Annotated in this window: 31 protein-coding genes and 1 riboswitch; of the genes, 5 read left to right on the plus strand and 26 right to left on the minus strand. The window is 40.3% G+C overall.

Features of this window, described 5'->3' with window-relative positions:
- Positions 1-5: 5 nt before the first annotated feature.
- A complete protein-coding gene (gene gcvT, locus ACEQ1T_RS05285; protein WP_370221960.1) occupies positions 6-1,109 on the minus strand; it encodes a glycine cleavage system aminomethyltransferase GcvT in 1,104 nt (367 codons plus the stop codon).
- Between the two features lie 159 nt (positions 1,110-1,268).
- Positions 1,269-1,357, minus strand: a riboswitch (glycine riboswitch).
- Positions 1,358-1,537: 180 nt separating this feature from the next.
- On the opposite strand from gcvT, the gene ACEQ1T_RS05290 reads away from it, so the two are divergent.
- Positions 1,538-3,226 carry a DEAD/DEAH box helicase gene (locus ACEQ1T_RS05290; protein ID WP_206838538.1) on the plus strand — a complete coding sequence of 563 codons (1,689 nt, stop codon included), beginning with the start codon at positions 1,538-1,540 and terminating at the stop codon, positions 3,224-3,226.
- A complete protein-coding gene (locus ACEQ1T_RS05295) occupies positions 3,204-3,998 on the plus strand; it encodes a YqhG family protein (protein ID WP_370221961.1) in 795 nt (264 codons plus the stop codon). Before ACEQ1T_RS05290 ends, ACEQ1T_RS05295 begins: the two co-directional genes overlap by 23 nt.
- Before the next feature lie 46 nt (positions 3,999-4,044).
- Here the strand turns inward: ACEQ1T_RS05295 and ACEQ1T_RS05300 are convergent, their stop codons facing one another.
- The 12 genes from ACEQ1T_RS05300 to ACEQ1T_RS05355 form a co-directional block, all read right to left on the minus strand.
- Positions 4,045-4,230, minus strand: a complete 186-nt coding sequence (locus tag ACEQ1T_RS05300; RefSeq protein ID WP_370221962.1) for a YqzE family protein — start codon at positions 4,228-4,230, stop codon at positions 4,045-4,047.
- A gap of 76 nt (positions 4,231-4,306) precedes the next feature.
- Positions 4,307-4,804 carry a shikimate kinase gene (locus ACEQ1T_RS05305; protein ID WP_206838544.1) on the minus strand — a complete coding sequence of 166 codons (498 nt, stop codon included), beginning with the start codon at positions 4,802-4,804 and terminating at the stop codon, positions 4,307-4,309.
- 12 nt (positions 4,805-4,816) lie between these two features.
- Positions 4,817-5,200: a competence type IV pilus minor pilin ComGG gene (gene comGG / locus ACEQ1T_RS05310; RefSeq protein WP_370221964.1), complete on the minus strand. Its 384-nt coding sequence runs from the start codon at positions 5,198-5,200 to the stop codon at positions 4,817-4,819.
- Positions 5,190-5,669, minus strand: a complete 480-nt coding sequence (gene comGF / locus ACEQ1T_RS05315) for a competence type IV pilus minor pilin ComGF (protein WP_244671124.1) — start codon at positions 5,667-5,669, stop codon at positions 5,190-5,192. The genes comGG and comGF overlap by 11 nt, the downstream gene beginning before the upstream one ends.
- Positions 5,620-5,949, minus strand: a complete 330-nt coding sequence (locus tag ACEQ1T_RS05320; protein WP_206838548.1) for a phosphatase — start codon at positions 5,947-5,949, stop codon at positions 5,620-5,622. The genes comGF and ACEQ1T_RS05320 overlap by 50 nt, the downstream gene beginning before the upstream one ends.
- The gene (gene comGD, locus ACEQ1T_RS05325; RefSeq protein ID WP_370221966.1) at positions 5,933-6,373 is read right to left on the minus strand and encodes a competence type IV pilus minor pilin ComGD; all 441 of its coding nucleotides are present in this window, start codon (positions 6,371-6,373) and stop codon (positions 5,933-5,935) included. The genes ACEQ1T_RS05320 and comGD overlap by 17 nt, the downstream gene beginning before the upstream one ends.
- Positions 6,370-6,645 carry a competence type IV pilus major pilin ComGC gene (gene comGC, locus ACEQ1T_RS05330; protein WP_370221967.1) on the minus strand — a complete coding sequence of 92 codons (276 nt, stop codon included), beginning with the start codon at positions 6,643-6,645 and terminating at the stop codon, positions 6,370-6,372. Before comGC ends, comGD begins: the two co-directional genes overlap by 4 nt.
- Positions 6,646-6,733: 88 nt before the next feature.
- Entirely contained in the window at positions 6,734-6,922 is a 189-nt protein-coding gene (locus ACEQ1T_RS05335; RefSeq protein ID WP_370221968.1) for an LIM domain-containing protein, read from the minus strand.
- A 229-nt stretch (positions 6,923-7,151) separates the two neighbouring features.
- Positions 7,152-9,809, minus strand: a complete 2,658-nt coding sequence (locus ACEQ1T_RS05340) for an ATP-binding protein (RefSeq protein ID WP_370221969.1) — start codon at positions 9,807-9,809, stop codon at positions 7,152-7,154.
- Positions 9,791-10,462 (minus strand): M23 family metallopeptidase, encoded by a 672-nt coding sequence (locus ACEQ1T_RS05345; RefSeq protein WP_370221970.1) that lies wholly within the window; start codon positions 10,460-10,462, stop codon positions 9,791-9,793. Before ACEQ1T_RS05345 ends, ACEQ1T_RS05340 begins: the two co-directional genes overlap by 19 nt.
- A gap of 12 nt (positions 10,463-10,474) precedes the next feature.
- Positions 10,475-10,816 (minus strand): glycosyltransferase, encoded by a 342-nt coding sequence (locus ACEQ1T_RS05350; protein WP_197199454.1) that lies wholly within the window; start codon positions 10,814-10,816, stop codon positions 10,475-10,477.
- Positions 10,817-10,958: 142 nt separating this feature from the next.
- Positions 10,959-11,231 carry a hypothetical protein gene (locus tag ACEQ1T_RS05355; RefSeq protein ID WP_370221971.1) on the minus strand — a complete coding sequence of 91 codons (273 nt, stop codon included), beginning with the start codon at positions 11,229-11,231 and terminating at the stop codon, positions 10,959-10,961.
- A gap of 162 nt (positions 11,232-11,393) precedes the next feature.
- On the opposite strand from ACEQ1T_RS05355, the gene ACEQ1T_RS05360 reads away from it, so the two are divergent.
- From ACEQ1T_RS05360 to ACEQ1T_RS05370, 3 genes are all read left to right on the plus strand, one after another.
- The gene (locus tag ACEQ1T_RS05360; protein WP_370221972.1) at positions 11,394-11,660 is read left to right on the plus strand and encodes a helix-turn-helix transcriptional regulator; all 267 of its coding nucleotides are present in this window, start codon (positions 11,394-11,396) and stop codon (positions 11,658-11,660) included.
- Positions 11,632-11,898 carry a hypothetical protein gene (locus tag ACEQ1T_RS05365; RefSeq protein ID WP_370221973.1) on the plus strand — a complete coding sequence of 89 codons (267 nt, stop codon included), beginning with the start codon at positions 11,632-11,634 and terminating at the stop codon, positions 11,896-11,898. The genes ACEQ1T_RS05360 and ACEQ1T_RS05365 overlap by 29 nt, the downstream gene beginning before the upstream one ends.
- Before the next feature lie 645 nt (positions 11,899-12,543).
- A complete protein-coding gene (locus tag ACEQ1T_RS05370) occupies positions 12,544-13,557 on the plus strand; it encodes a type II TA system antitoxin MqsA family protein (RefSeq protein WP_370221974.1) in 1,014 nt (337 codons plus the stop codon).
- A 43-nt stretch (positions 13,558-13,600) separates the two neighbouring features.
- On the opposite strand, the gene ACEQ1T_RS05375 is transcribed toward ACEQ1T_RS05370, so the two are convergent.
- The 13 genes from ACEQ1T_RS05375 to ACEQ1T_RS05435 all read right to left on the minus strand — a co-directional run bounded on the left by ACEQ1T_RS05375 (position 13,601) and on the right by ACEQ1T_RS05435 (position 25,119).
- Positions 13,601-13,783 (minus strand): hypothetical protein, encoded by a 183-nt coding sequence (locus tag ACEQ1T_RS05375; protein ID WP_370221975.1) that lies wholly within the window; start codon positions 13,781-13,783, stop codon positions 13,601-13,603.
- Positions 13,784-13,792: 9 nt separating this feature from the next.
- Positions 13,793-14,206 carry a hypothetical protein gene (locus ACEQ1T_RS05380; protein ID WP_370221977.1) on the minus strand — a complete coding sequence of 138 codons (414 nt, stop codon included), beginning with the start codon at positions 14,204-14,206 and terminating at the stop codon, positions 13,793-13,795.
- Between the two features lie 95 nt (positions 14,207-14,301).
- Positions 14,302-15,009, minus strand: a complete 708-nt coding sequence (locus ACEQ1T_RS05385; RefSeq protein WP_370221978.1) for an N-acetylmuramoyl-L-alanine amidase — start codon at positions 15,007-15,009, stop codon at positions 14,302-14,304.
- A gap of 20 nt (positions 15,010-15,029) precedes the next feature.
- Entirely contained in the window at positions 15,030-15,446 is a 417-nt protein-coding gene (locus ACEQ1T_RS05390; protein ID WP_370221979.1) for a holin family protein, read from the minus strand.
- A gap of 182 nt (positions 15,447-15,628) precedes the next feature.
- On the minus strand, positions 15,629-15,835 hold the full coding sequence (locus ACEQ1T_RS05395; protein ID WP_370221980.1) for a hypothetical protein: 207 nt from the start codon (positions 15,833-15,835) through the stop codon (positions 15,629-15,631).
- A 32-nt stretch (positions 15,836-15,867) separates the two neighbouring features.
- Positions 15,868-16,041 (minus strand): hypothetical protein, encoded by a 174-nt coding sequence (locus tag ACEQ1T_RS05400; RefSeq protein WP_370221981.1) that lies wholly within the window; start codon positions 16,039-16,041, stop codon positions 15,868-15,870.
- Between the two features lie 338 nt (positions 16,042-16,379).
- Positions 16,380-16,571 (minus strand): hypothetical protein, encoded by a 192-nt coding sequence (locus ACEQ1T_RS05405; RefSeq protein WP_370221982.1) that lies wholly within the window; start codon positions 16,569-16,571, stop codon positions 16,380-16,382.
- Positions 16,572-16,582: 11 nt separating this feature from the next.
- Positions 16,583-16,987 carry a hypothetical protein gene (locus ACEQ1T_RS05410; protein WP_370221983.1) on the minus strand — a complete coding sequence of 135 codons (405 nt, stop codon included), beginning with the start codon at positions 16,985-16,987 and terminating at the stop codon, positions 16,583-16,585.
- Positions 16,987-18,438 (minus strand): pyocin knob domain-containing protein, encoded by a 1,452-nt coding sequence (locus ACEQ1T_RS05415; RefSeq protein WP_370221984.1) that lies wholly within the window; start codon positions 18,436-18,438, stop codon positions 16,987-16,989. The genes ACEQ1T_RS05410 and ACEQ1T_RS05415 overlap by 1 nt, the downstream gene beginning before the upstream one ends.
- The gene (locus tag ACEQ1T_RS05420) at positions 18,428-18,739 is read right to left on the minus strand and encodes a hypothetical protein (RefSeq protein WP_370221985.1); all 312 of its coding nucleotides are present in this window, start codon (positions 18,737-18,739) and stop codon (positions 18,428-18,430) included. The genes ACEQ1T_RS05415 and ACEQ1T_RS05420 overlap by 11 nt, the downstream gene beginning before the upstream one ends.
- Positions 18,729-20,648 (minus strand): phage tail spike protein, encoded by a 1,920-nt coding sequence (locus ACEQ1T_RS05425; RefSeq protein WP_370221986.1) that lies wholly within the window; start codon positions 20,646-20,648, stop codon positions 18,729-18,731. Before ACEQ1T_RS05425 ends, ACEQ1T_RS05420 begins: the two co-directional genes overlap by 11 nt.
- Positions 20,645-22,102, minus strand: a complete 1,458-nt coding sequence (locus ACEQ1T_RS05430; protein WP_370221987.1) for a distal tail protein Dit — start codon at positions 22,100-22,102, stop codon at positions 20,645-20,647. Before ACEQ1T_RS05430 ends, ACEQ1T_RS05425 begins: the two co-directional genes overlap by 4 nt.
- The gene (locus tag ACEQ1T_RS05435; RefSeq protein ID WP_370221988.1) at positions 22,102-25,119 is read right to left on the minus strand and encodes a phage tail tape measure protein; all 3,018 of its coding nucleotides are present in this window, start codon (positions 25,117-25,119) and stop codon (positions 22,102-22,104) included. Before ACEQ1T_RS05435 ends, ACEQ1T_RS05430 begins: the two co-directional genes overlap by 1 nt.
- Positions 25,120-25,125: the final 6 nt, after the last annotated feature.

Below are 25,125 nucleotides of genomic sequence, written 5' to 3' on the forward strand. Positions count from 1 at the left end.
CCCGGTTAGTTCTTTTCTCTTTTATAAAAAGGTGTTGCTGCAATCTTAGCCTTCAGTCGTTTGCCGCGAATTTCCACTTCTAATTCAGTTTCCGGCTCCGCATGCTCTTTCTTGATAAGAACAAGGCCAATGTTCTTTTTTAATGTCGGAGATTGGGTGCCTGTTGTCACTTCCCCGATCAGTTCTTCCCCTTTATATACTGGATAGCCATGGCGCGGAATGCCGCGGTCAATCATTTCAATTCCAGCCAGCTTGCGCGGAACCCCATTTTCTTTTTGATTCTTAAGCACTTCTTTGCCGATAAATTCAGCTTCTTTATTGACTTTTACAGCAAAGCCGATTCCTGCCTCAAGCGGTGTGATATCAGGTGAGAGTTCCTGGCCATAGAGTGCCAGATTAGCTTCAAAGCGAAGGGTATCCCTTGCACCAAGGCCGCATGGGAGCACGCCTTCTTCTTTGCCTGCTTCAAGGATTTCATTCCATAATGCGGCTGCATCTTTGGCATCACAGTAAACTTCAAATCCGTCTTCTACTGTATATCCTGTTCTGGAGACCAGCGCTTTCTTGCCATTCAGATCGACATCCTGCTGGAATTTGAAAAATCCGATATCTGCCAGGTTCGTGCCAGCAAGCTTTTGGAGCACTTTTTCTGCAAGCGGCCCCTGAATCGCCAGCTGTGCCATATCTTCAGAAAGGTTTTTCAATTCCACATTCCCTTCAGCATGGTCCTGAAGCCAGTTGAAGTCCTTTTCAATATTGGAGGCATTTACAACCAGCAAATAGTGGTCATCCTCTATTTTATAGACAAGTAAATCATCAACAGTTCCGCCATTCTCATAACACATGGCTGTATATTGAGCACCTGAGTTCTTTAATTTGGAAATATCGTTCGTCATCATTTTTTGAAGGTATTTAAGGCTGTCCGTCCCCTTCACTTCGATTTCACCCATATGGGATACATCAAAAAGGCCGGCTTTTGTACGGACTGCTTCATGTTCTTCTTTAATGCTTGAAAATTGAACAGGAAGGTCCCAGCCTCCGAAGTCGATGGTTTTTGCTCCGTAATCTTTGTACACCTCGAATAAAGGCGTGCGTTTTAACTGTGACATTTACTCGTCCCCCTTATATCTTTTGAAGTTAGTTGTAGGAACATAAAAAAGGACAGAGTATCCCCTCAATTATGAGAAGATCTCTGTCCTTGCACCTGAAAGTTTACCGAAACCGGCTTTCCCCTTGGGTGGCTTATTAAAAAGCACTCTCCAGAGCTGCGTCAAACAAGAGTTCTTTTGCCTGAGAGATTCACAGATTATGCTTGCTCCTTCGGCGCTACAAATGTAGTCTCTCCCCTTGTTGTCATTCGCATTTATAAAATTTTCCAAGTTGGTCATACTTATACCAAACAGAAAAAATAAAGAATCCATTATTTCGGTTAACTAAATGTAATGTGTTAACTTTCTAAACTTTCAAAGCTATTAACATCGTACCACCTTAACAAGGTTTGGGCAATATCTTTATATAGATAAAAGGAGCTGTTTTTATGACAGTGCAAATTGGCTTTGATTCTGCCTGGCAGGATGAATTCTTAAAAAGAATTGATGACGACGGCCCATGGGGAAACTGGGAGCTATATAAACTGGCTGTAGAGGTTGAAAACCACACGACTATTCCTGATTTTGAAGGCCTTCAGGCTCCAAAGCATCTGCCGAACCTTACTCCCCTCCCCCATCAGCTGGAGGTAGCCAAGCAGGTTGTAGAAAGCATGAACGGCAAAGCGATCCTTGCTGATGAGGTCGGTCTCGGCAAAACGATTGAAGCTGGTCTGATATTAAAGGAATATATGATCAGGGGACTCGTAAAAAAAGTCCTTATACTCGTTCCTGCTTCCCTCGTTTCACAGTGGGCCATGGAGCTCAACAGCAAATTTTTCATTCCGGCTGTGGCACAGCGAAAAAGCTATGTATGGGAACAATGCGATGTAGTGGTATCATCCATTGATACAGCCAAACGCAATCCCCATCGGGACATCATTTACAGCCTGGATTATGATCTGATCATTATAGACGAAGCTCACAAGCTTAAAAATAATAAAACCAAAAACTATGAGTTTGTACAAAACCTTAAAAAGAAGTTTTGCCTTCTTTTAACTGCTACACCCATTCAGAATCGCATCAGTGAGATATTTAACCTTGTGTCTTTGCTCAAACCTGGCCATCTGGGCAATGAATCAGCCTTTTATGAGAATTACAAAAAAGACTCGCGTTCTTTAAATGATGATGCACATCTAAAAGAACTCGTAAACAAAGTCATGATCCGCAACCGCAGGGCAGATACAGGAATTGAATGGACCAAAAGACATGTGGAAACAATACCGATTGAATTTTCAGAGGCTGAGCGCGAGCTTTATAGCGCTGTAACAGAGATGCGGGGGGAAGGTGACTGGATCAGTTCGAGCCAATTTTCAGTGATGACCCTGCAAAGAGAGGCGTGCAGCAGCAGGGAAGCTGTCTATTTTACTCTTCAGAATATGCTAAAAAGACAGGATCAGCCCTCAATAGCTTTTCAGGAACAAATACAGTACCTTGTTAAAAAAGTTGAAGCTGTCCAGCAAAATTCCAAAGCTCAAAAAGCGCTGGAATTAATACAGACTATAAATGACAAGGTCATAATCTTTACTGAATACAGAGCAACACAAATGTATCTTCAGTGGTTTTTAAAACAATATGGTATTACATCTGTGCCCTTCAGGGGTGGATTTAAAAGGGGCAAAAAGGACTGGATGAGGGAGCTTTTCCAAAAGAATGCTCAAGTCCTGATTGCAACAGAAGCAGGAGGAGAAGGGATAAACCTGCAGTTCTGCAATCATATCATTAATTTCGATCTACCATGGAATCCAATGCGTCTTGAACAAAGGATAGGACGTATCCATCGTCTTGGCCAGGAAAAGGATGTCATGATTTATAATTTTGCCACGAAAGATACAGTCGAAGAACATGTAATGAAGCTTTTATACGAGAAAATACATCTTTTTGAAAAGGTCATAGGTGATCTGGATGATATTTTAACAAAACTAGAATTTGGAAGTATTGACGATCACCTTGTTGATATTTTCGGAAGATCAGCTTCAGAAGGTGAAATGCGAATCAAAATGGAGAATCTGACGAGCATGATTCAATTTGCTGAGGATATGAAAGAAGGTGGACTGAATGCAGCAACAGGAAATTCATAAATTCCTTGAAAGGTATTTTCACGCAAATGGATGCGAAATAATTGCTAAAGGTCCGGGGTATATAACCGTACAACTGACGATTGATTTGGATAAGGAATTAATGAATCGCCCCTTTTATTGGCATTATCTCGAAAAAACAGGCGGAGTTCCTAACCCCATGCAGCTTACACTTATTACCAACCAGCAGCTCGCCCCTGCGCATATTAAGGGGGAAGTCGTTCATTTTGGCTCTCCCAGACTTCACCAGATCTTTGATTCAGCCCGTAACCTGGCAGGCTATATACGATTATATGAAAACCACCGGCAGGCACCAGAAATGCAGGTTCCATTAAGGCCATGGCTGGGAATGAACGTCCGCGTATCTTATCAATGCGACCGAAAAAGAGATGTCTTTAAATCCATCGGCCTCCAATTAATAAATGGGCAAATGGTCGAAAGCTTTCATGACAGGTTGCTTGGCATGAGCCTTACACCAAAGATTCCCGACTACTCTTTCACTCTGTCTCCGCTCATTATGCCGGGGAGCGGTGTATTCAGGGTAGCTAATTTCATAAAGTCCGAAATTGAGCAAGAAGAACATGTATGGGCTGATGAAGCCCGTAAGCGCTGGCAAAAAGATCTCAACCTTCTTGAACATTTTTATGAAGATGCAGAAGAAAAGGGAGAAAGCTATGAAAACGAGAAAGCAGCCCTTCAAGAGCAATATGAGCCAAAGATTAATATCTCTATAATAAATGGAGGCCTCTTTTATCTGACAGACAGCGCAGTATGATATCACACAAAAAACCGGCAGACATTGCCGGTTTTTTGCATGAAGTCTATTTATGCTTTTTTCTTCTCATGCCCAAATAGAAAAGATATGAAAACATGCCAAACCACCTGAATAAAAACGGCTCCTTCATGTCCTTTTTCTGTGTTCTATGCCGTTTTCTTTCATCTTTGGGCTGATCTATATATTTTACTACTGTCTGTGTTAGATACTTTACATAATCGTTGGATTTCATTTATCATACCTGCCTTTTTCTTCACATTGCAATTACAGCTTGCTATTTATCATTTACAAGTATGTCCAACGATTTTTCAACCTAAACCATCTATTATTTCTTGAATTATTTCTGCTTTATCTTTATTAGTGGTATCAATGACCACATGGGCGGTTTCTTTATAAAGCGGCATCCTTTTTTCATAAAGTTCCTGTATCAGCTTTTTTTTATCGCCTTTCAGCAGCGGTCTGGAATGATCATTTTCAATCCGTTTAAATATTTCATCCGGCGATGCATAAAGGAAGAAAACGATTCCTTTTTCATTCAGCATTTTTCTGTTTTCAGGCTTCACCACAATTCCCCCGCCAGTAGTAACAATTCCTGCTCTATTATCAAATTCATTTAATATAAGCGTTTCAAGATTTCTGAAGTATCCTTCTCCATGCTCTTCAAAAATATCATTAATATTTTTCTTCTCCCGCTTAACTATTTCTTCATCTGTATCGATTACTTCCTGATTTAAGCAGGATGCAAGCTCTTTTCCAATTGTTGTTTTGCCGGCACCCATGAATCCGATTAAGTAAATTGGCTTCATCTTTATCCCCACTCAGTTTTTTTCAATCCATTTTATCATTTTTTGCAGATCTTTGTCATAATAAGCATATCCGGAAATTTCCTTATCAGAGCCAATTTTGGTTTTGAGGGTAATTTGAATTATGCTTGTTGCCACTGGTGAGATTTCATATGAAACAGATCCATTTCTAAACGAAAAAATTCCTGACTTATCCTGGTCTATATTTTCGCTAAGCATTTTTTCAGTTTTTTTTAAGGAACACAATAAGTAATACTCCTGCATCATGACGGTTTCAGCCTGATTCACTATCCTTTTCTCAGAAATAAACTGATCTAATTGAATCGTAAGTAGAAAGAGTGCAGCCAGAATGATTGTTAAAGTAAGAGGGTAAGAAAATCCCTCCTGATTATGGTACATCAATATCCTCCATATTCCTCAGGTAATAAAGACAGGCCGAATGCTCCTGATCAAAACTATCCGATACATTTATTACAATTCCGCCATTAATGGAACTGAATGTTATTCTATCAAGTTTCTGCAGGACAATTTCATGGCCTTTCATATCCACTCGTCTCCTCAAATTGGAACCATATTTTTCATAAATCACGCTTTTCCCGTCTATCGTTAATACAATGGAAACAGGTGAAATATCTGCAGAATCAGCAAGTCTGATCTCTTTTTTGAGCTGATTGATAAATACATGCCATTCAAGTCTTTGTGTCCTTGCTTCCATTTTCCAGTCCTGAAAGAGGAAATTAAAGCTGACCGGCAAAAAGGTAACGATCATTAAGAATATTGAAAATGCAAACAGCATTTCAAGCATGGTAAATCCATTATTATTGAAGTACTTCACACTTTTCTTTCGGTCTATCACGTATATTTTCATATTTTATACAAACCTCCCTCAATCCTGGGTTTTCTTTAGGGAATATTTCATAGACGGTTTGATTTTTTTTTATAATCTTCCCCTCAGGAAAACTCCCTTCCCAGGCTGCCTGCTGAAGACTCTCATAAAGCAGCTGTGTGCTGTCGTAATCCTGTTTTACCTCTTCAGAATGTTCAATAGCTTTAATGACAAGAGGAAACATTATGCCCGCTGCAAGCAGCATTCCTGATAAAGACAGCAAGAGCTCTGCCAAAAAGAAGCCTTCATTCCTTCTCCACATAAAATCTCCCTCTTCCGATTAAAAAGGTAATTTTGTATTGTTCATTGTCTGCTTTGACATAGAAGGTACCGAATTTATTTGTAATACCGCCTGGCCCATATAGAAAAAACAATGGCATGGTACCCTCCTTAATCTCAATGATTCCCGGATATTCTCTGCTGATGATAGGATCAGCAACAAGCTTTACCTGAGCAAAATACCGGTTCTCCTCGGGAACAATTTGAATAGCTACATCTGTCTGATGTGTTATGGCATAGTTTTGGGCATAAAGCAGGTCAGACTTAAATTGGGAAAAGAACATCATCTTTTCAAGATAGAGGAATTGCGGTTTTAGAAGGACAGCTGTAATCGTGGCAATAATAAGGAAAATACTGAAAATGAATAGAGTCTCTATAAATGTAAAGCCTTCTTTGTTTTTTATCATGATCCTGCAGATTCAACCTTCCCCTCTGCAGAAATCTTAATGGCATCTCCATTTGGACAAGAAGTGGTTTCAGCATTGAGGTATTCAGCATCCACTAAATCCTGTATATCCGAAGGAAGCTCTTTATGGTCAATTTCATATGCCTGAACCTGGGCCTGCACCATTTTAACAAACGCATCGCATCCCTTGCTGTTTATTTTAGAATTGTGTTTCGTTACATTCGGAATGGTGATGATCAAAAGCACCGAAATCACCAATAAAACCATCATCATTTCAATAAATATAATGGATAACCCCTAATCAAAAAAAAATAACACGGCATCAGAAACGTGCCGTGTTTTTACTTATTTTTACCTATTGTTACTGGTTTTGATAACATGATCCACAATAAATCTTCCCATAAGCCTCGTAAGTTTCATTATCACTTAATTTTTGCCGGCAGTCTGAACATTCGTAAGAGTTACGTCCATCATAATCGTACAATGAACCAGAATTCCCTGTTTTATAATCACTCATGTTGTTCACTCCCCAGAAGTAAATGTTTCCCATTCATTCTATGAGAGCAATTTCGGCAATATGATTGGATCCATTTCAGGAGTTAACCAGAGGCGATTTGGTTAGGAACTACCGTTCAAAATAAAGCCCTCTATCCGATGGGAAGAGGGCATAAAAATTCCAAGAAAGCTTCTTGCACGCTCGCACTATGCATTAAGCATATGCTGGCCATTCCCAAATGTTGCAGGTCCACCCCCAAGAAAAAGAAAAAAGCGCAGTTATTTTATCCACCTGCACTTTCATAAATGATCTCTTCAATTTTTTCAATCGATCTGCCAAAAAGCTGGGAGTGACGTTTGGTTAAAAACGAATTGTCATATGCCTGGTACCTCTTGTAACTCGGCTTCAGCATTCTCACAAGAAATGCAGGCTTACGATCCCCGCCGAAGTTCCAGATGCAAATAGCGTGATGCTTTTCTGTCCGCATGGCCGCTTCCACATCAAAGTTTGGCTTTAACTCCGTTTCAAGAGCTTCAAACGTTTTCTTGTTATCATTTTTAAATAGGAACCAATGAACCCCTCCGCTTATTAAATCCTCTGAAATTTCTTTAATTTGCCCTATGTGGTGGCACGCGAATATAGAGCCTAATCTTTCCTTTCTTCCCTGAACTGCTATTCTCGCCATTAGATCGGCTAAACCTGAGTTTTCTTTTAAATAGGTCTGTGGCTCATTAAAGATAATAAAGGCTCCGTTTGATTGGCTTTCATTGTCCATTAATAGTCTTGTCATCAGTACCTTTAAAGTAATCCAGTGAACTAAAGTTTTAACAGCAAGCTGGGATAAAACTCGATCAGGTACTCGAATAATAATGGTTTTACCTTCTCTCATCCATTTCTCAAAATTCATTTCCTCCTTTGGAGGCTGAGCGAAAATATTATAAAGGGTATCGTCTCCCAGAAAGGCGTCAAGTCGATTCAGAATAGCACCTGATTTTCCATCCAGTGTTTTTTGGCCATCTCTAACTACTTTATCCTTAACAGATATTTCGCCCTTGGCATTGGTTTTAACATCTTGCTCTACAATCGTGGTATACCTATCAAGCTCATCAGCAAGCCGATTATTTCCTTCTGCACGCAGCTCATTAATACGGTTCACCCTGTAGGCCTCATCCTCCAGCAATTGCTGCAGCTGATACAGTGATCCGTTGCATGCTTTGGCAAAGTTCCTTAGAACTTTTCTGCTTTGCCCCATATCATCGATATCAAGAAATTGAATCAATTCATTGGCAAAACGGTCAGCTCCCTTTCTTCCTAATTTGGCCATAACCTCAGTAAGATCTAAAGGCGGTAAATACTTCTCATTTGATAAATCAATATCCACTATTTTATCTGGAGGAAGGGAATCACGGATCCCATTTGCCATTCCTTCTCTTCCTTCTTTATTTACCTGGTCGATAACAACGAAAGAGATATTCTGCTTCAGGCACCCTTCAGTAACAAAATTTTGAATAGCTGTGTCTTTTCCACACCCCATTTGCCCCTGGAATACGTATCCTTTATAGAACTCATTTGGATTGCTGAGAGGAATGCCAATAGGAATTTTTAAGCCTTTATGTTCACTTTGGCCAACAAGTAGTGTGCTGTTCCTTTGTTTTTCTGTTTTTATCTTTTCTTTAGCTGAGGTGATTTTGTTTGAACCAATAGAAATTTCAATACCGTCGATAATTACTTTTTCTTTCTGCTCTTTGTGCCTAAAAATTGTCGCTATTTCCGTTTCTACCTTTTTATTGACTGATAAGGCATCTTCAAATTTCATTTGAACAGCAGAAGTGGGTAATTGCAGAGATACCTTTGATAGTTCATCGCAAGAGAGCAGGGATACGTCCCCGTTGGCTTTTGTTGTCCTGGATAGATGTAAAGTGTTAAGCTCCTCAATTACTTCATTCCTGCGCTTTTTAAAGCGAATTTTAACAGGTAGCAGTTCATTATCACCTGCTATCTCAGTAAAGGCACTGCTTTCTGTATTAAGGATTAATTCTGAGCGCAAAGGTTCATTTGTAACGGCAGCGAGACGGATATATACTTTCCAAACTGGCTGGTTTACTTTTTCATTCGATTTAGGGGAAGCCCTGGTTGCATGTATTTCTTCCATCAGTGCCTGTTTTTTATTTACTGCTTTTTTCTTTTCAAAATCCCTTTCGCTTTTGAAGAATACATTTGATATGGCATTTAGCGTATCATTAATTAAGTCGTAAACTTCGTTCAAAAACACAATCAATCCATTCTGCAGAACAGATAGGACCTTACCTGGAGTGATCCTTGCCCGTTGCGGCATTATTCCCTTCGATAGCTTTTCATGTGCCCAGGAAGCATTTTTCGCCCATGCTTTTCTGCCAAATGCTTCTGTGCATACCGATAGTCTGGCGAAATCCCCTTCTGCAGATATATCATTCAATGTATTCATAATAGATCCTATTGGGGATGTCTGTTCAGAGGCATTAGTGCGCAAGCTAAAAATATCGTGTCTTTGAAGGCGGACCTCTCTGAGTTTGATATCCCCAGATGGAATTGATAGAGCCGATGTTTCCACTTCCTCAACAGTTACCTTCATATAATTTTCAATGACTTCCCGAAGTTTCACCGACCAAATCTTCGGTGTGCTGAGATAAAACTCTACAACCTTCTTTCCATTCACGTATTTAAAAACAACATCGTACCAAATCGTATCCCTTTCCCGGAATGAGAATTGAAATCCATTTCGAGAAATGCGAGATAAAGGAGACTCATACACTTCATAAATTTTGTGCAGCATTCTCCACATTTTTGTATTTTGATTATTGCTAAGTGAAATGTTCGGAGTAATTTTATAGGTAACCATTTCATTTTTCTGAATGGAAAAGTATTCACTTATCTTAATGGCTTTTATTTTGCGGTTAGCCATATGATCACCCCCATCATTCCAACTCCCCATCTTGCAAGCCATTTAGGCGCATTTCCAGTAAACATAATTCCTACTGCACATATGACCGTGATGCATCCCCCAATTTCAGGCATGAATTCGGTGAGTATCCTGCCGATCTCCAAAAGACTATCACGCAGCATATTTCCAATCGGTTTAAGAATAAACTCAACCTGCCCGCCAATTACTCGATCTGCAAACCCATTATATTTATCAAGAAACCAGGAACCAAAACCAAAGCTGGCGTCTCCACTCATTGCATCAACCTTTTCTACGATTGTTGTGTGATCAGACCAATTGCCAGCTCCATCTTTTAGCCCGAAGTGCAAGTGTGGACCGGTTGAGAATCCTGAATTTCCGCTAAGACCAAGCAGATCGCCTTCCTTAATCACTTCTCCTGCTCTAACATCAATTTCACTCATGTGGCCATATATGCCTGTGGTCCCATCCTCAAACTTGATGATAACCCCTTTCCCGAGATTCTCCCCGCCAAGGTCCAGGACATTCTCCACAACGCCATCTCCTATAGATCGAAGAGGAGTGCCTTCAGGCATAGCAAGATCGATACCGTGATGCGGGATATTATTTCGAACTTCTGTCAATTCGCCATAAGGACTTGTAATTTTAAATTTCACCAGGTCCACCTCCTAAAGTGTTCTCAGCCATTCCATGATATCGACAGCATGCCGTGCCAAAATATACCCTGCAGCTCCGCCTATGATAAGCTCCAGTGCTTTGGATCGGTGACCGAACATCCAGGAAACACCGGCAAATACAAATACACCTACGCAGATCCAATCAACGATATTTAAGACAGTGGGCCAGATTCGTCCAAAGGTTGCATCAGCTGTAGCAGCCATTGCAGTCCTCGGAATCATCACTGCAAAAATACTGCCGCCTAAGCTAACGATTTTCAAAGTAGTCAAATCAAATTGTTTATAATCATTTCTCACGAATGAGCGAAAATCAATTATTTCAGTCCGCTTCATTTTCAAAACCTCCCTCGTATAAGGCAAAGCATTTTGGAACAAGATAATAACCAAAGCATAAAAAGGAGATGAATTTCATGTTCTTCTTAATTGGAGCAGCTGCTGGTGCGGCCATAGGTGTTTTAGTAAACGTATTGGCCTGCTAATCTTTATTTACCTGATATCGAATTCCACCATTATTACTTTTTATAACAGTTCCTTTGGGTGCTTCTTGCGCCCTTTTTTCATGTTCAAATTTACTTCTTTCAGACAGATACCAATCACGTTTCTTTTGGTATTCTCGATCAAGCAGTGTTTTCAGAAAGGCACTTCCATTTCGCTTCTTCCCATTTGGCAGCTTAGTTAAGAAATCATGCAATTCCTTCTGGTCGGGATCCTCGACATTGAGACATAATGCCACTCTTTCGATCTTCATTGCTTCCTACCTCCTTCACAAGTGGTTATCGTGAGTAAGCAGATACGAAGCTGTTCTAACCTGCTTGATAAATATTTATGTGCGTACACCTAATTTATTGCCAGTCCACTTGCAAAGAGGGAAAATTTTATTTTTGCCGAAGTAATACACTGAGGTGAAATCATGATGAAATCGAGGGTCAAAGAAATATTTGATGAAAGAGGAATTAAACAGAGCCACCTTGTTAGGAAGTATGGAATTAGCGCTACTACCATGAGCGCTATATATCGGGGAACTATTCCCACACTGCAAAACGCCTACATAATTGCCCAGGAACTGGGGTTGCCCATAGAGGAAATCTGGTATGATGACATTACTAAATACATTAACAAGTCTGAGACGAAAATACGGGAGAAAGAAAATGAAAGTAGTAATCCAAACAATTCTTAATGTGGAAGGTAACCGCGGATTTAGAAATGGAGAATTTCATGTTAGGGATAGTGAATTTAAGAAGGATCCAGATTTCGCAGTGGCTGTGGTTGCTTATGAATGGATCCAGCAGCAAAAAAGCGAAACTGGTCAAAGGGAAACCATTATTGAAAAGGTTACCTGGAACGAGGAAAACGATATAACTCAGATAGTAAGAGAAATTGAACCTGTTCTGCCTGAAGATAATTTACCTTTTTAATTTTCTTAGGTATAAAGTATTGGAATTTTTTTGGATAAATATATTCAGTTCTCTTATAATCATTTATAATTGTTTTGTCCTCTGTTTTTTATTACCACCTTGCACTTTACTTGGAATTTGTCGAAAAATTAAAACTTTTGTCGAATCGATAACTTTTTGGTATCAATTGATACCAACTTTGTATATACTACTACTATCGGAGATGATTTTAATGAAATTAATCACGTCAGCAGTTGTCAAATATTAACAAAACTGCTTTTTTAAGGGAAGCAAAAAAACTCATCTCTGAAGGCAGAAAAGAATTTATTCCGAGAACATACACTCATCCATCTGGGAAGCAGATAAAATGGAAAGAGGCTTTATTGGAAATCGGGCTAAGAAACCCAGGCCAAGCGTGGGATGAAGCATTAAAGCTAACACCGAATGACTATTTCGATGGACCGTGTACCGATGTTAATAGACCCAAAGATGGTAAGGTTATTTGGATTTTCAAGAAAGAAATTAACGATGTTATGACTTACATCAAATTGAAAATTGACCACCGGGGTTGTGTGTGTTTATCTTTCCATAAGGATTGGTAAATTATTTATTATTCTAATCCTTAAAATCTAAGTGTTGGAGGAATAAACTATGGAGGACACTACTATGGTAGCATCAAAGAAAAAATACTGTGATCACTGTCAAAAAGATGTAGATGCGATTGTTATTGATCGTCAGTCTTCATATACCTTCAAAGGAGAAACCTTTGAAATAAATGAAAGAGTTTTACAATGCCCTTGTGGTGAGGATTTATACGATGAAATATTGGATACGGAGACTATGGAAACGCTTACAAAGATGTATGAGGAAAGGGTTGGATTGTCCCTTGATGACATCAAGTCTATCCGTAACCAATATGGCTTATCCATGGACTTGTTTGCTCGTATACTTGGATGGAGCAAATCCACTATAGCACGTTACGAAACAGGTAAATACTTACCTGACTCCTCCCATATGTCGGTATTAAAACGGTTAAAAGACCATCCAGAGGCAATTGATGAATTTTATAGATTCAATAAACATAAGTTTAATGAAAAAGAACAAGCAAAAATAAATGAAAAGTTATCAAATACAGATCAACATAATGTTGAAAAAGGATTAGTAGAAGCATTAAATATTAATTATAAATTGCATGAAAAAACAATCGAATCGGGATTTAGTTCATTTGATTTAAATAAATTGATTAACATGATACTTTACTTTTCACAAAATGGAGTACTTAAGACAAAACTAATGAAGCTATTGTTTTATACAGACTTTCTAAGTTATAAAAGGAACCTTGTTTCGGTTAGTGGTACGCCATACGTTAAATTGCCCTTTGGGCCAGTTCCCAAAGATCATGACCTACTTTTATCCAGCATAGAGAAGAATGATTTAATAACGACAAATTATGATGCATATAATGAATACACACTTATAACTATTAACTCTAAAAAAGAGTATGATCCAACTGTTTTTACTGATGAAGAATTAGAAATTCTTGAAAAAGTTAATAGCCATTTTAAAGGTTATGGTTCACGTGCTATCAGTGACTATTCTCATGAAGAAGATGGTTGGATTAATACAGAAGATAGAGAGATCATTTCTTATGATTACGCGGACGTACTTCGTCTTAACTAAAAATAAGCAAGCAAATAAAGCCCCTCTCGATTGAGAAGGGCTTTTAGTTAATCTTGAATGTACCATCAGAATTTTTTAAAACACTTTCTTCTTTTCCTGTATTACAATCGCTACAGATAACAAATGTCTGATTGTAATTCTTAAGGTTTTCCATATCTATTCCATCAAGCCACACTTTTCTTGCTTCCCATACACGATAGCATTTGATGCAGGCTTGTAAAGGCATAATTTCCTCCTATCCTATAAAGGACGCTAGTTGAACATAGGTTTTCTCATCACATTTAATATGAACACGATGTTCCTGACCTTCCTGATCAACAAGATACATAAATGCTTTAGACGTATCCTTTTTCTTTCCTCCAAGTGCAGCTCCTGCAATCGTACCTACCGGGCCAGCTACTGAACCGATAATAGCTCCCGCTGCAGCCTTACCAGCACTTCTGCTATGGGACTCCTCCCATTCAATATTAGTAAAGTTGAAGACTTTCTCACCCGCAAAAGGTACGTTGGCGACAATTTCACCCGGGTTTTTACCTTGTGAAAAATTAACTGACTGAATGGGTACAGCTAATTTCTTGTCTGTTAAGATTTGGCCTCCTGCCAAAACAGTAATCGGAATCCTTACTTTAAAGATATCTTTCCAACCCATCTCTTCCCCTCCTTCAAATTTATACATACATATGTAATATTTTACAGCTAATGATTTAAAAATAAAACCCCTCTCTAAAGAGAAGGGTTTAAAAATCACTGCTTTACAATATGCACCGGATACCCTTTGGCTTTTAGTTCCGCTGCCAATCTATCTGCATTAGCTCTTTCTGCAAACGCACCAACTTGGACCTTATAGAGAGAGCCCGTTGTAGATGAAGATGTTTTTGGTGCAGCTGGCTTAGACTTCTTCACAGGTAGACCAAGGAACTTTGCAACACCTCGGGCATGCGCCTCACCAACAGCTTTTAAGAATGCTTCCTTCTTTAGAAAATTAGCATCTGAAGTATCAATAAATAGGTTTTCCGTTAAGCAGGCCACCATTTTTGTTTGTCTCAACACAGCAAAGTTTGCTCGTTTTTTACCTCTATCAGATGTTACACCATCTTTTCTCATGGCAGCCATAACTTCAGCGTGGAGTGTGTTCTGGAAAGCTTGAGTTGCACTGCTAATAGATCCATTATAGATAAAGGATTCAAAGCCCTTTCCTCCGCCAGCATTTATATGCACGCTGACGAACACATCAGCTCCTTCTTTATTTGCCTGATCAGTTCTTTGGGTTAACGATAGGGTTTGATCACCACCCCTGGTTGTACTCTGGGTAAATCCTGTGAAGTTTGCTTCCAGATAGTCCATGGCGTATCCAACAATTTTATGAGTAAGGACCTTTTCTAATAATGCATTGCCGACTGCACCCGGATCAGAACCACCATGCCCAGGATCCCACTTCACTTTTTTAACCATACGAATCTCCCCTTCCAACTTTATTTGCTCAGTTTATCGTGCTCATCTTTAAGTTGAATAAATTTATCGGATAAAAACTTTGGCAGCTTCACATCGAGTCTGCCCAGATTTTCGATTAAGCTAATTCCTTCGGTACCAATTAAAAACATTAGCATGGCATAACGAATGAACTGTCCTTCGTTCCCCAAGATGATATCCATCTGAGTAGCAACGATGACCAGGGAAAACATTGCCCCTTTCTTCATTAGCCCTTTAAAAGCAGATTTAGAAGATACCTTTTTGTCATAAAACGCTGCAGAAACGCCGGTTAAATAATCCAGTGTCATGAGAATTACAAAAGCAATTAACAATTTATCAATTCCCCCAAGTAAATAAGCAATAGAAGAAATTCCACCGCCTGTAATAGCTACCCATAACGTATCCGTGTTATGTTTCATTTTCCCCATTCCCCTCTCAAAAAAGGGCTCAAAATGAGCCCTAAGTTCATAAAAAATACACCTTTTTAGGTGTTTGTTTTGTTGCGTTTCATCTTCCTAATCTTGGGTATATCCATAAACCCCTATATATCAGCGTTTATGAGGGTTTACCCGTGATAACAAATAATGATGCGCAATAAAAATTAGTTACGTGCTATTGAAGCGTTAGCCCACATCATTACTTCTTCTAACTTAGTCATTGCTAAAGACTTTTCTCGGCTGTTTGGCAATAATGTATCAAGGGTATTCGCTAAGTGTCTACACTCATTCCTAACTGTTTCGTGAGCAAGAACTGTTTCTTGATCCTTAGGTGGATGGTACTTGAAGTTTTTCTCAATTTGTTCGTGCATTAATATTCCCTCCTCAAATTAAAAGAAGCACCCTATTCAGAGCGCTTCTTCCTGCGATATTCTTCAATTACTTTTTCTTCCTCGATGAATTCGATCATCTGGGCATTAATCCAGGTGGAGACTCTAATACCTTTCTTACCTGCTATTCTACAAAACTCTTCATAAACTTTTGGATCTAAGGTGATGTTTACCCGCTGCGTTGCCAATATTACCACCCCCATTTATGTATGGTAATATTGTCCAACACATACTGTCATTTATCAATACACACTAATGCACACTAGTGCGCATTTTCTTCCTGATGTTTATTACCTTATCTTTACTTTGGGTTCAATTAGCTCTTTCATTCCCTTTAGGACATATGAACCAATTGCTAATTGAAATATAAAAACACAAATTACAAAAAGCATTCAAATCACCTGCTCTTCTTGAGTTACATTACTTGTTCAATTCATACTCGACTTGTTGTCGGATAGATTCATCCTTAATACTTTCTACTGTGATAATCCCCAAACGTACCAATCTAGCTAAATCTTGAATCATCTTAAATCACTCCCATATTTTTATAATAAATGTAGTTAATTTTGTCTTCTAAGGTTGGTTCCTGCTGTTCTGGTTCTGCTGGCATCTCACTTTGAATAGGGACTTTGACGGTATGAGAAACATTTACCCCGTCCCTACTGTATTCAGATATTTGGTAACCACCTTCGATGTATTCTTTTAAAATGGTTAACATGCTTTACCTCCTTATATCAAATTGTAAGAGACACCTACATAAAGATTGTTTGATGAATATCCCTCTACTTTTAAAGACTGGTTGAACTTATATGTTATAGGAACCGCATCACCTGCAGCACCATAGGAATTTATCCATCCACCTACAACAACGCCGTCGATAGTGATACGTATATTATTAGACGAGTTTGTAACCCCACCACGAATGTAAACTCCGGTTAAAATTCCTTTACCTGTGATGTCTAATAGTGTTCCAGCTGATGAGGACGCTGAGGCAGCAGTGGATGTATAAGAAAATGCAGGAGTTAACTTACTCCAATCTGTACCTCCACTAATCGGAAACTGACTCAAAATATCTGCGGTATCCTGCTTAATTAAATCCTGCGTAGCTTTTGTAGGTAAATTAATTTCTGGCATTATAAAACCTCCTCATACACAAATACCAACCCATCTTTAGCAGTATTCGTTTGAAATCCATACCGATAGGTTTTTAAGTCTATGGCATCGGTAAATTTATGTGGCATACTTTCCGCCGAATGCGCAGCAGATTCTGTTTCAATTGTGGTTAATCGGTTGAGTACTGTAGTGGCGAAATTAGGGTCATCCCCCATAGCATCGGCCAACTCTTTCAGGGTATCTAATGCCCCAGGTGCACCATCAATTAATCCTGCAATTGCAGTATCGATCTTAGCTTGTGCCCCTGCAGGTGTCTCTGCTCCTACATCGCCGGCATTTAAAGTAATGGCACCGGTCTTCCCGTTAACTGACTGGACCTTTTCTAATTCTTCCCATGGAGACCAAGCGTCATTGTACCAGGTACGGATAAACGATCTCGGAGAAGAGTGCTGATACATAAATTGCACAAAACGCAAATTGCTAAATTTATAATTAATTACGATCCCTAAACTGATTGGATAGCCCTCGCTAGTACTCTCAATCACATCAAACATGGTGACTCCATTAGGGTACCCTGAGCCTGGATCCGTACTGAGCTTACGTGGAATCATCGTAATATCTGCAGATGTAATTGAAACTGCTCCTGTCTTTCCATTGACACTTGTGACGCCTGCACTGGAAGAAATATCGTCTGCAATTTGTTTGGCATAATCGCCCTGAGCTTTTGCATAATCCCCTTGATCTTGAGCAAAGGTTGCCTGGGCGTTTGCATTACTAGCAGCTGTTTCTGCTTCTGTTGCCTTTGTATTGGCATTGTTAGCCGATTCAATAGCAGATGTGGCCGCATTATTTGCATTCGTTGTGGCTGTTTGCACGTCCGTTTTTAAAGTGGATAAATTACTTGCCTCCGTTGCCGCAATATCCCCCTGCTGCAGGGCATAATCTCCCTGTGTTTTAGCATGAAGGGCTTGAGCATTAGCTTCATCTGCAGCAGTATTAGCCGCTTCTACAGCCGCAGTAACATTCCCTGCCGCTTCTAATGCAGCATCCCTTGCTTCATCGAGCTCCAGCTCCTTTTCATCAAGCTGAGCTATAAAATATTCGAGAGAGTAGCTTGTGATCCCATCTGACAGGTCATTTAAGTTTCTGTCTATGGTGAACTTATAATAACCACTGGACGGGATTACCTGGGTATCTCCAGCTGCATCTGTGACGTGTATCTCCAGGCGCATATCTCCAAATCCAGTTACATCGGCATCGCTAAATTTAAAATGAATAACACCCACATCAGTTTCATCGATTGTGGGTGTCTTCTCTAATATTTTTCCTGTGTTATTAGCGATAAGAACCTTTGTTGTCTTTCCCTCTAGGTCCAATGGTTCTCTATTAAAATCAAGAAGTTTAAGACTGAACTCTGTTTTGGTATCCCCTTGTTTCAGAGTGTTGAAATGATTCAGGATTTCAATTTCCATTATGCTGCACCTCCTTGAAATCCTCCCTTACCAGCCGGATGAGTAATCTAACATAGTAACGCTGGATTTCCTCTTTTAAAGGCAATTCACCAGATTCATAAGGTTCATCTGTATCATTTTCAGGGATATTCACGTTAAAAGTTTCCATCACTTGGCAGTTTGGACATTGAACAGTCAAATTCTCAAATTCCTGAAATTCATCCAAATAAGGTAACGTGGTATCTTGTACATCTTGGTGAAATGAATGGTTACAGTAGTTACATTTAATATCTAATTGGCTGCCGCTCACACTAGCTAACACTGTAGGTCCCCCTCCAATATTTAAATACATCCGCAGTCCCTGAACCGCCGATAAATAGCCAGAAGCCATCTCTGGTAATCTGAGAAGTAGTCACAAATCCGGCATTGGTCCCACCTGAAAAACTGCTGATATTAACAGAAGAAGGCGTGTATTTTCTTGTTGCTTTAAAGTTCACTCCGACCCCAGCGACAGCCCCAGAAGTACCCATAGAATCCATTCCGCCTACTCCACAATAGCCCTGCTCAGGTGCACTTGAGGTTACAGGCTTTGTAAATTCTGTTCCTGATCCATTCACAGCCTTTAAGCAATTATTCAGATTTACATCGGTAATGGTGAATAAAAGTAAACCTGAAGAATAAGGAGCAACTTCTATTACAGCATCACCGCCACGAAAATAGAGACTCTTATAGCTACTGTTATCAAATTGCTCACCAATATTTAATTGGGAAGCTACTCGAGTGATTCCGTTAAGATTTATTTTCTCCGCTTGGATGGTGATATCAGTGGCCGTTTGATTGATTAAGGATGCAATGACATTGCCGTTATAGTCATCCTTACTGACCCTTTGCTGAATCCCATTGGCATTTACAAGAATGGATGCTTCCGCTTCTCCTAATCTCGTGTCAGTTTGATTGGCTTTCAAAACAATTCCATCGATGTCTAGATTGATCTGGTTAATGGTTGTTGTATGGCCATCAACTGTTTGCTTTACGCCTTCTACCCGAACATTAATGGATTCCTCTGTCTGCTCGATAATCAGCTGGGCCCGTTGAACAGCATTCTCTTCAGCTGCGTTCCAGCTTTCTTTACTTTTGTTAATAAGTTTTTGAAGATCCCGAATGTATTTGTAGGTTTTAATGTCTACTTCCACATAATCTCCGAGGGTATACTGATTTCTTGATGAATCCGTATAGCTTCTTTCCACTCTGATTATCCGAGCTTCCAGGTACAACGGTGGAGAAAAGCCTTCGTCCTTAATTCGAACGGTGTCGCCCAGATTCACGACTTCGTGATCCATGCCGAGCACATCGTAAAAATCAACCCCATCTACTTTATAGGTCACTATGGAGTTAATCCGCTTGGAAAGCTCCTCATTCGTTAGCCTTAAAAGTTCTTGAGGTGTGAGACCTTCTTTATCAACAGAAGGCATGAAAATGTCATACCGGTGCTCTCCGTCTTTTCCCCACCGGTCTAATGCACCTTTATTCTCAACGTAGGGCTTGCCACCATTTACAGATGCAACCGTCATAAAATTTCCGTTGTCGTCTGCCGGACCCACCCCATATAATGCTGAAACTATGGCACTGGAATCCTCAAGCCTCTCAATATTCTGAAGGTCCTTTCCGAACACAATTTCTTTCCCCGCATCCAATCCTGTTTTCTTCACAAAATCCACATAACGCCTGGACACCCTACTATTCAGAAATTCAACTCGAAATCGAAGTTCCAAATCGAATTCCGCAGCAATCACCCTTAAATACTTCAGGACATTCATATATTCATCAATATGCACTTCTTTAACGTCAGCTACTTCAACATCTCCCAATTGCCATCGTGTCCCTTGAAGACCAAACGACAGAGCTGTTTCAGGTGTCTGTCCTTCTAATAGCTGAGGCTCAAGAATTTTACTGTACCTAAGTTCCAAAAATTCAGCATCACAAGTGTAGTGAATAGTACGGCTGTAATTTGAAATTTTATTAACCCGCTGAACTATAAAGGGTACAAGTTCATTCCTGGATGTTCTCAGGACAATGGTAGAGTTTGTAGGGATATCAACATCAGTTGAAAATTCAAAAGTCTCAATTCCTTCTTTCAGGTCCTGGATGTGCAAATCACCCCAATACGATTTCTCTTTCTGGGGCTCGAGTATATTTGCAATGGAATCCACTTTATTTAACACATAAATCATAGATATCGCTCCCTGAAGGAAATCGTTACAATGCCGGCATCACTAGGTAAAAAGGATACTGGATTTTTGCCTGGCTTTAACGCAAAAAAATTGCTGGCAAAGTCCTTCAACCCAAGCAGCAATTCTCCATTTTTCTTTATTGTGTTTTTGTAGTGATCAAATTCAAGAATATCACCGGGATTAGCTATGTTAATGATGTAGGTTGCCGGTTTTTGATTCAGCTCCCATATTTTCAAATCACTAATCTTCATATCCGCTTTCGTTGTATTGGGATATATCCTGAAGGCGACTTGAATCTGAGTGATGGGTTCATCAAACTCTTCAATCGCATCAAAATAAGTGAGGGATCCATCCGAACCTCTCGGGTAAGTGTGATTGCCTTTAGAATCAATTGGACTGAAATAGACGGTCCAGCGCTTCTCCTTTCGTTCAATACGCAGGACACCTTTAAAGTTTGTCCACCATTCAGGGTTCCTGGCTTCCTCTGTCGCAATCCATTTCCCTGTGTCTGAATCTCCAATTCGGGCTGAGGCTATTACATTTTCTGTGATAGCGTGGCGATCTTGAATGCCTATTTTAGCTACCGTTTGGTTCGAGCTTCCTAAGAAATAGATTTCAAGCATACCTGTCCTGTTGCCTTTATTCTGAAGCTCTACTAATGCTTCCGCCCTGAAGTCACTGAGTGATTTCCCGATAGATTTTTTTACAGATGGTCCTTGCCATTGAGGTGGCTGAATCACTGTTCCGAAAGTTTCCGGATAAAATGATGATCCATCACTGGCGATAGTTCCCGCTATATACCCATTATCAACATATGTTGCCTGGCCCCAGCCAGATGTAGCAGCCATTGAATCAGAAAAAACTAACGTTTCTGGATCGATAATAGTCTGATCCACCTCGGCATCCTCGCCAATTTGCAAGTAGTCATCGCCAGTTACAAGTGCAAAAAAGTTTAGCTTTTTCTGGACCTCAACTCTTGTAACCGGGTAAGTTTCGATATTCCCCAATACTTCTACATTTTGAATTGTAGGTGATGAACTGGGGTATAGCTTAATCGGCTTTAAATCAGCATACTTGTAAGGATCAGGGCAGATGAATTGGATAGTTCCATAACCCCGCATGGCCAATTCTGTCGGATCAAATTCCCCTTCCACGATGGCAAAATACGTCCTATCTCTCTCATCGTCAAAGATTAAAGGTGCAGGCTCATCTGTGATTAGCCAGCGCGCAAGTTCTTCAGCTCTCTTCCTTAGGCTCTCCTGATTCGCACCCTCGACTTCCACATCCACCGCTATTTGCCTTACGCCAATTTTCGAGTGCATCAATCTCGCACCAGGTACCTTTGGGATATCAAGAAGGCTACGCTGAACTGGTGGCCAATAAGTACGTTTTTTAGAAATGGTCATGACAAATGGTTTTCTTTCTCCATTAAACGTAAACCCGTTTTTAAGCATTACAAATTCTCCCCTCTGAACTTAAGATGGGAATAGTCTCTATTTTGTTGCAGCTCCTTCAAGTGGGGGTCAACCGCCCTTGCAGCTTCTCTTCCATCCATTAAGATTGTTGCATTCAATCCATTAGCGATTCCTCTTTCGATTTCCCTCAGAAGTTCAATCACTTCAGGATCAAACGCTGGCTGACCGCCGTTACCTGTTAACCCGGCATCAATCATTCTGAATAAGTTTGCCTGCTGAGCTTCAGTCAGAACCGTTTCGTTGCGTAAAAGTCTTACATCAATTTCGTTATGCAAGGGTGCGCTCATAAGACGAGAGGTAAGCCCTCCCGCATGCAGTTTGGGAATGGTGCCTACAGGACCGCCGTTGTGACGTAATCCTTCAGGGATTCTTCCTGATTGTCCCGGAGTAGTTACTAGGGCATACTTTTTCTCTCTTATAACAATATCCTTGTAGATCGTAGAACCAATCGTTCGATTCATGGTTTGGGCTTGTCCGGTTATTTCTGAAATTCGATTCCTAACGGAATTTAAATTGTCTATTTGTGATTGAATGGCAGCTACAGTCCTGCGATGTTCCTCAGTATTTCTTTCTGCAGCAGGAGTGTTATTTTGAAGCTTTTGTTTCTGGGTTTCCAGTTTAGAAATGGCGGCATCTAACGCTCGCATTTCCTCTCCGCGTTTAGCATTAATCCCGGCCTGTTTCAATTCAATATCGACCATTTTGCGGTTTACTTCATCCAGCTTACCAATTTGTTCTTGGATTTTATTAAGTTCATTAGTTTTATCAACTATTAATTGGGCTGCTTCTGCCCGTTGTTTCTTTATGCCTTCAAGTTTCCTATTTTCCATTTCAATCGTTGTTGTAAGGCGTTCTTGTTCCAGAGTATCGTCGTTTGCTTTTGCATTGGCTAATTCCTTTTGTAGCCCTCGAAGCCTGTCCGTTTGGTCAATTTCTTGCTGATTTAATTCGTTTATTCTTTCTTGCGTACTTTTGATTTTATCTTTAATTCTGCTTTCATCTTCGAGATACTCAGCCATATTAGCTTCTGCTTTAGCTTTTTGTGCTTCTAATTCCAGGCGAATCATTTCCATTTGCTGCGCATTATATTCTTTTGCCTTGCTTGTGTTTTCAGCAATAGCATTGCCTTGATCTGTGATGGTCGCATTAGTCTCAGGCACTTTTTCAATCAATTCTTGATTCAGCTTCAGCATTTCCTGAAATTCATCATTTGATAAGCCAGATTTTTCTCTTAATTTTTCCTGTTCATCCTTCAGCCTTGCGATCACATTGGGATCAGCCGTCTTTGCAATCTCAGAATTTATATCCAGAAATCTTCCCAGTTCATCGGTTGAAAGCTTAGATTTTTGACTGAGCTGATCGTATTTATCAATCGTAACCTTCAATGAATCAGCGCTTTCGATCATGGAGTTTGCTGTTTCTAAAGTTACTTCCTTCATGTCTTCTTGGTGTATTCTTGCTGCCACAAGAGCACCGCCCAGAAGTGATAACCCCGTTATTAGCCAGCCCGCTGGCCCCATTGACGCCATTAATCCTCTTGTTGCGATAGCTAGTTTTCCAACGGTAGAAATGACAAGTGCTATGGCAGAGGCAGTCCCTGCAAATGCAACACCTGTTTTCACAGCTGAAGTATCCATCTCCCCGATTGCGCCTACTACTTCTGCACCTTTTTGAGTGACATCGGTTAACATGGGTAGGAATTCGTTACCTACTTTAATTCCTAGAGTTTCAAAAGCGCCGGTTAGTTCATCTGCTGCTCCTTTGAGGTTATCCTTCATAATGGCTGCTGCTTCTTTGGAGGCCCCGGATGAATTCTGCAGAGACTTTGTAAACTCATTTAATTGGTCGACGCCACCTTCCATTACTGCGATCATTCCGGAAGAAGCTTCAGTTCCTACAAGTTTAGCGATTGTTGCAACTTTCTCAGCCTGTGTCATATTTTCTGTTGCTTTAGCCAGGTCCCCGAATATATTGGCGAGACTTTTAGACTCCCCGTTACTGTCCTTCATAGAGAAACCAAGCTGCTTCATTGTTTTCTCTTGTTCTTTAGCTGGGTTATTTAGGGCAAGCAATGCCGCTCTCAAAGATGTACCTGCGCTGCTTCCATCAAGCCCTGCATTGGTCATAATCCCTATAGCCGCTGATACTTCTTCCAGGCTAATTCCTAAAGTATTAGCAACTGGCCCTACATACTTCAATGCATATCCCATATCCTCGATGCCGGCTGCTGAGATATTAGCTGTCATGGCCAAGATATCCGCAACCTTTGTCGCGTCAGCAGCCTCCAGCTGAAAAGCATTCAGCGCAGCCGCAACTATCCCCGAAGTTTGCGCTAGATCACTTCCTGATGCTTCAGCCGCTGCAATAACGCCTGGCATGGCCGCGATAATCTCTGTCGCATTAAAACCCATTGCTGCCATATCCTCAAAGGCGATTGCTACTTCACTCGCCGATTTAGAAGTGCTGGCACCTAAATCTAAAGCTGATTGCTGAAGACTTTGAAATTCTTCATCTGTAGCTCCTGAAATAGCCTTAACTCTCATCATTTGAGCTTCAAAATCAGCAGCCTGCTTTACACTAACCCCTACACCTGCTGCAATGGCGCCCCCAATAGCAAGAGAAGCTGTTTGAATGGTTGATAGCATTTCCTCAATACTGGCTGTCGCAGAACCTGCTCCTTCTTCTGCTGCAGGACCGAGATCTTCTACAGCCCCGCCTAAATCAGAAATAGCGTTTGTTGTCTCTCCTGATAATTCATTAATGCTTCCTATCTGATTCTCTAAATCCCCGGCCAATTCGGTTGCGGGAACAATACCGTTTTGAGCTGCTTGACTTAAAGAAGATGTGGAAGAACTTAGAATGCTCATCGCTTGACTTGTTGCCTTGGTGGAATTAGCCGTTGATAACAAGGAGGTTCTGGTCTGCTGCATCCCTCGCTGAAATTCTTGTGCCTGCAGTGTTAATCTGGCGCGCAGTTCCCCTAATTCGGTTGCCATTCGATT

The sequence above is a fragment of the Cytobacillus sp. genome (assembly GCF_964223445.1).
Classification (GTDB): Bacteria; Bacillota; Bacilli; order Bacillales; family Cytobacillaceae; genus Cytobacillus.

Excerpts from the sequence above, each read along its gene's own strand:
- gcvT (WP_370221960.1), bottom strand. The coding sequence starts at position 1,109 with ATGTCACAGTTAAAACGCACGCCTTTATTCGAGGTGTACAAAGATTAC.
- ACEQ1T_RS05290 (WP_206838538.1), top strand. The coding sequence starts at position 1,538 with ATGACAGTGCAAATTGGCTTTGATTCTGCCTGGCAGGATGAATTCTTA.
- ACEQ1T_RS05295 (WP_370221961.1), top strand. The coding sequence starts at position 3,204 with ATGCAGCAACAGGAAATTCATAAATTCCTTGAAAGGTATTTTCACGCA.
- ACEQ1T_RS05300 (WP_370221962.1), bottom strand. The coding sequence starts at position 4,230 with ATGAAATCCAACGATTATGTAAAGTATCTAACACAGACAGTAGTAAAA.
- ACEQ1T_RS05305 (WP_206838544.1), bottom strand. The coding sequence starts at position 4,804 with ATGAAGCCAATTTACTTAATCGGATTCATGGGTGCCGGCAAAACAACA.
- comGG (WP_370221964.1), bottom strand. The coding sequence starts at position 5,200 with ATGTACCATAATCAGGAGGGATTTTCTTACCCTCTTACTTTAACAATC.
- comGF (WP_244671124.1), bottom strand. The coding sequence starts at position 5,669 with ATGAAAATATACGTGATAGACCGAAAGAAAAGTGTGAAGTACTTCAAT.
- ACEQ1T_RS05320 (WP_206838548.1), bottom strand. The coding sequence starts at position 5,949 with ATGTGGAGAAGGAATGAAGGCTTCTTTTTGGCAGAGCTCTTGCTGTCT.
- comGD (WP_370221966.1), bottom strand. The coding sequence starts at position 6,373 with ATGATAAAAAACAAAGAAGGCTTTACATTTATAGAGACTCTATTCATT.
- comGC (WP_370221967.1), bottom strand. The coding sequence starts at position 6,645 with ATGATGATGGTTTTATTGGTGATTTCGGTGCTTTTGATCATCACCATT.
- ACEQ1T_RS05335 (WP_370221968.1), bottom strand. The coding sequence starts at position 6,922 with ATGGGAAACATTTACTTCTGGGGAGTGAACAACATGAGTGATTATAAA.
- ACEQ1T_RS05340 (WP_370221969.1), bottom strand. The coding sequence starts at position 9,809 with ATGGCTAACCGCAAAATAAAAGCCATTAAGATAAGTGAATACTTTTCC.
- ACEQ1T_RS05350 (WP_197199454.1), bottom strand. The coding sequence starts at position 10,816 with ATGAAGCGGACTGAAATAATTGATTTTCGCTCATTCGTGAGAAATGAT.
- ACEQ1T_RS05355 (WP_370221971.1), bottom strand. The coding sequence starts at position 11,231 with ATGAAGATCGAAAGAGTGGCATTATGTCTCAATGTCGAGGATCCCGAC.
- ACEQ1T_RS05360 (WP_370221972.1), top strand. The coding sequence starts at position 11,394 with ATGATGAAATCGAGGGTCAAAGAAATATTTGATGAAAGAGGAATTAAA.
- ACEQ1T_RS05365 (WP_370221973.1), top strand. The coding sequence starts at position 11,632 with ATGAAAGTAGTAATCCAAACAATTCTTAATGTGGAAGGTAACCGCGGA.
- ACEQ1T_RS05370 (WP_370221974.1), top strand. The coding sequence starts at position 12,544 with ATGGTAGCATCAAAGAAAAAATACTGTGATCACTGTCAAAAAGATGTA.
- ACEQ1T_RS05375 (WP_370221975.1), bottom strand. The coding sequence starts at position 13,783 with ATGCCTTTACAAGCCTGCATCAAATGCTATCGTGTATGGGAAGCAAGA.
- ACEQ1T_RS05380 (WP_370221977.1), bottom strand. The coding sequence starts at position 14,206 with ATGGGTTGGAAAGATATCTTTAAAGTAAGGATTCCGATTACTGTTTTG.
- ACEQ1T_RS05385 (WP_370221978.1), bottom strand. The coding sequence starts at position 15,009 with ATGGTTAAAAAAGTGAAGTGGGATCCTGGGCATGGTGGTTCTGATCCG.
- ACEQ1T_RS05390 (WP_370221979.1), bottom strand. The coding sequence starts at position 15,446 with ATGAAACATAACACGGATACGTTATGGGTAGCTATTACAGGCGGTGGA.
- ACEQ1T_RS05395 (WP_370221980.1), bottom strand. The coding sequence starts at position 15,835 with ATGCACGAACAAATTGAGAAAAACTTCAAGTACCATCCACCTAAGGAT.
- ACEQ1T_RS05405 (WP_370221982.1), bottom strand. The coding sequence starts at position 16,571 with ATGTTAACCATTTTAAAAGAATACATCGAAGGTGGTTACCAAATATCT.
- ACEQ1T_RS05410 (WP_370221983.1), bottom strand. The coding sequence starts at position 16,987 with ATGCCAGAAATTAATTTACCTACAAAAGCTACGCAGGATTTAATTAAG.
- ACEQ1T_RS05415 (WP_370221984.1), bottom strand. The coding sequence starts at position 18,438 with ATGGAAATTGAAATCCTGAATCATTTCAACACTCTGAAACAAGGGGAT.
- ACEQ1T_RS05425 (WP_370221986.1), bottom strand. The coding sequence starts at position 20,648 with ATGATTTATGTGTTAAATAAAGTGGATTCCATTGCAAATATACTCGAG.
- ACEQ1T_RS05430 (WP_370221987.1), bottom strand. The coding sequence starts at position 22,102 with ATGCTTAAAAACGGGTTTACGTTTAATGGAGAAAGAAAACCATTTGTC.
- ACEQ1T_RS05435 (WP_370221988.1), bottom strand. The coding sequence starts at position 25,119 with ATGGCAACCGAATTAGGGGAACTGCGCGCCAGATTAACACTGCAGGCA.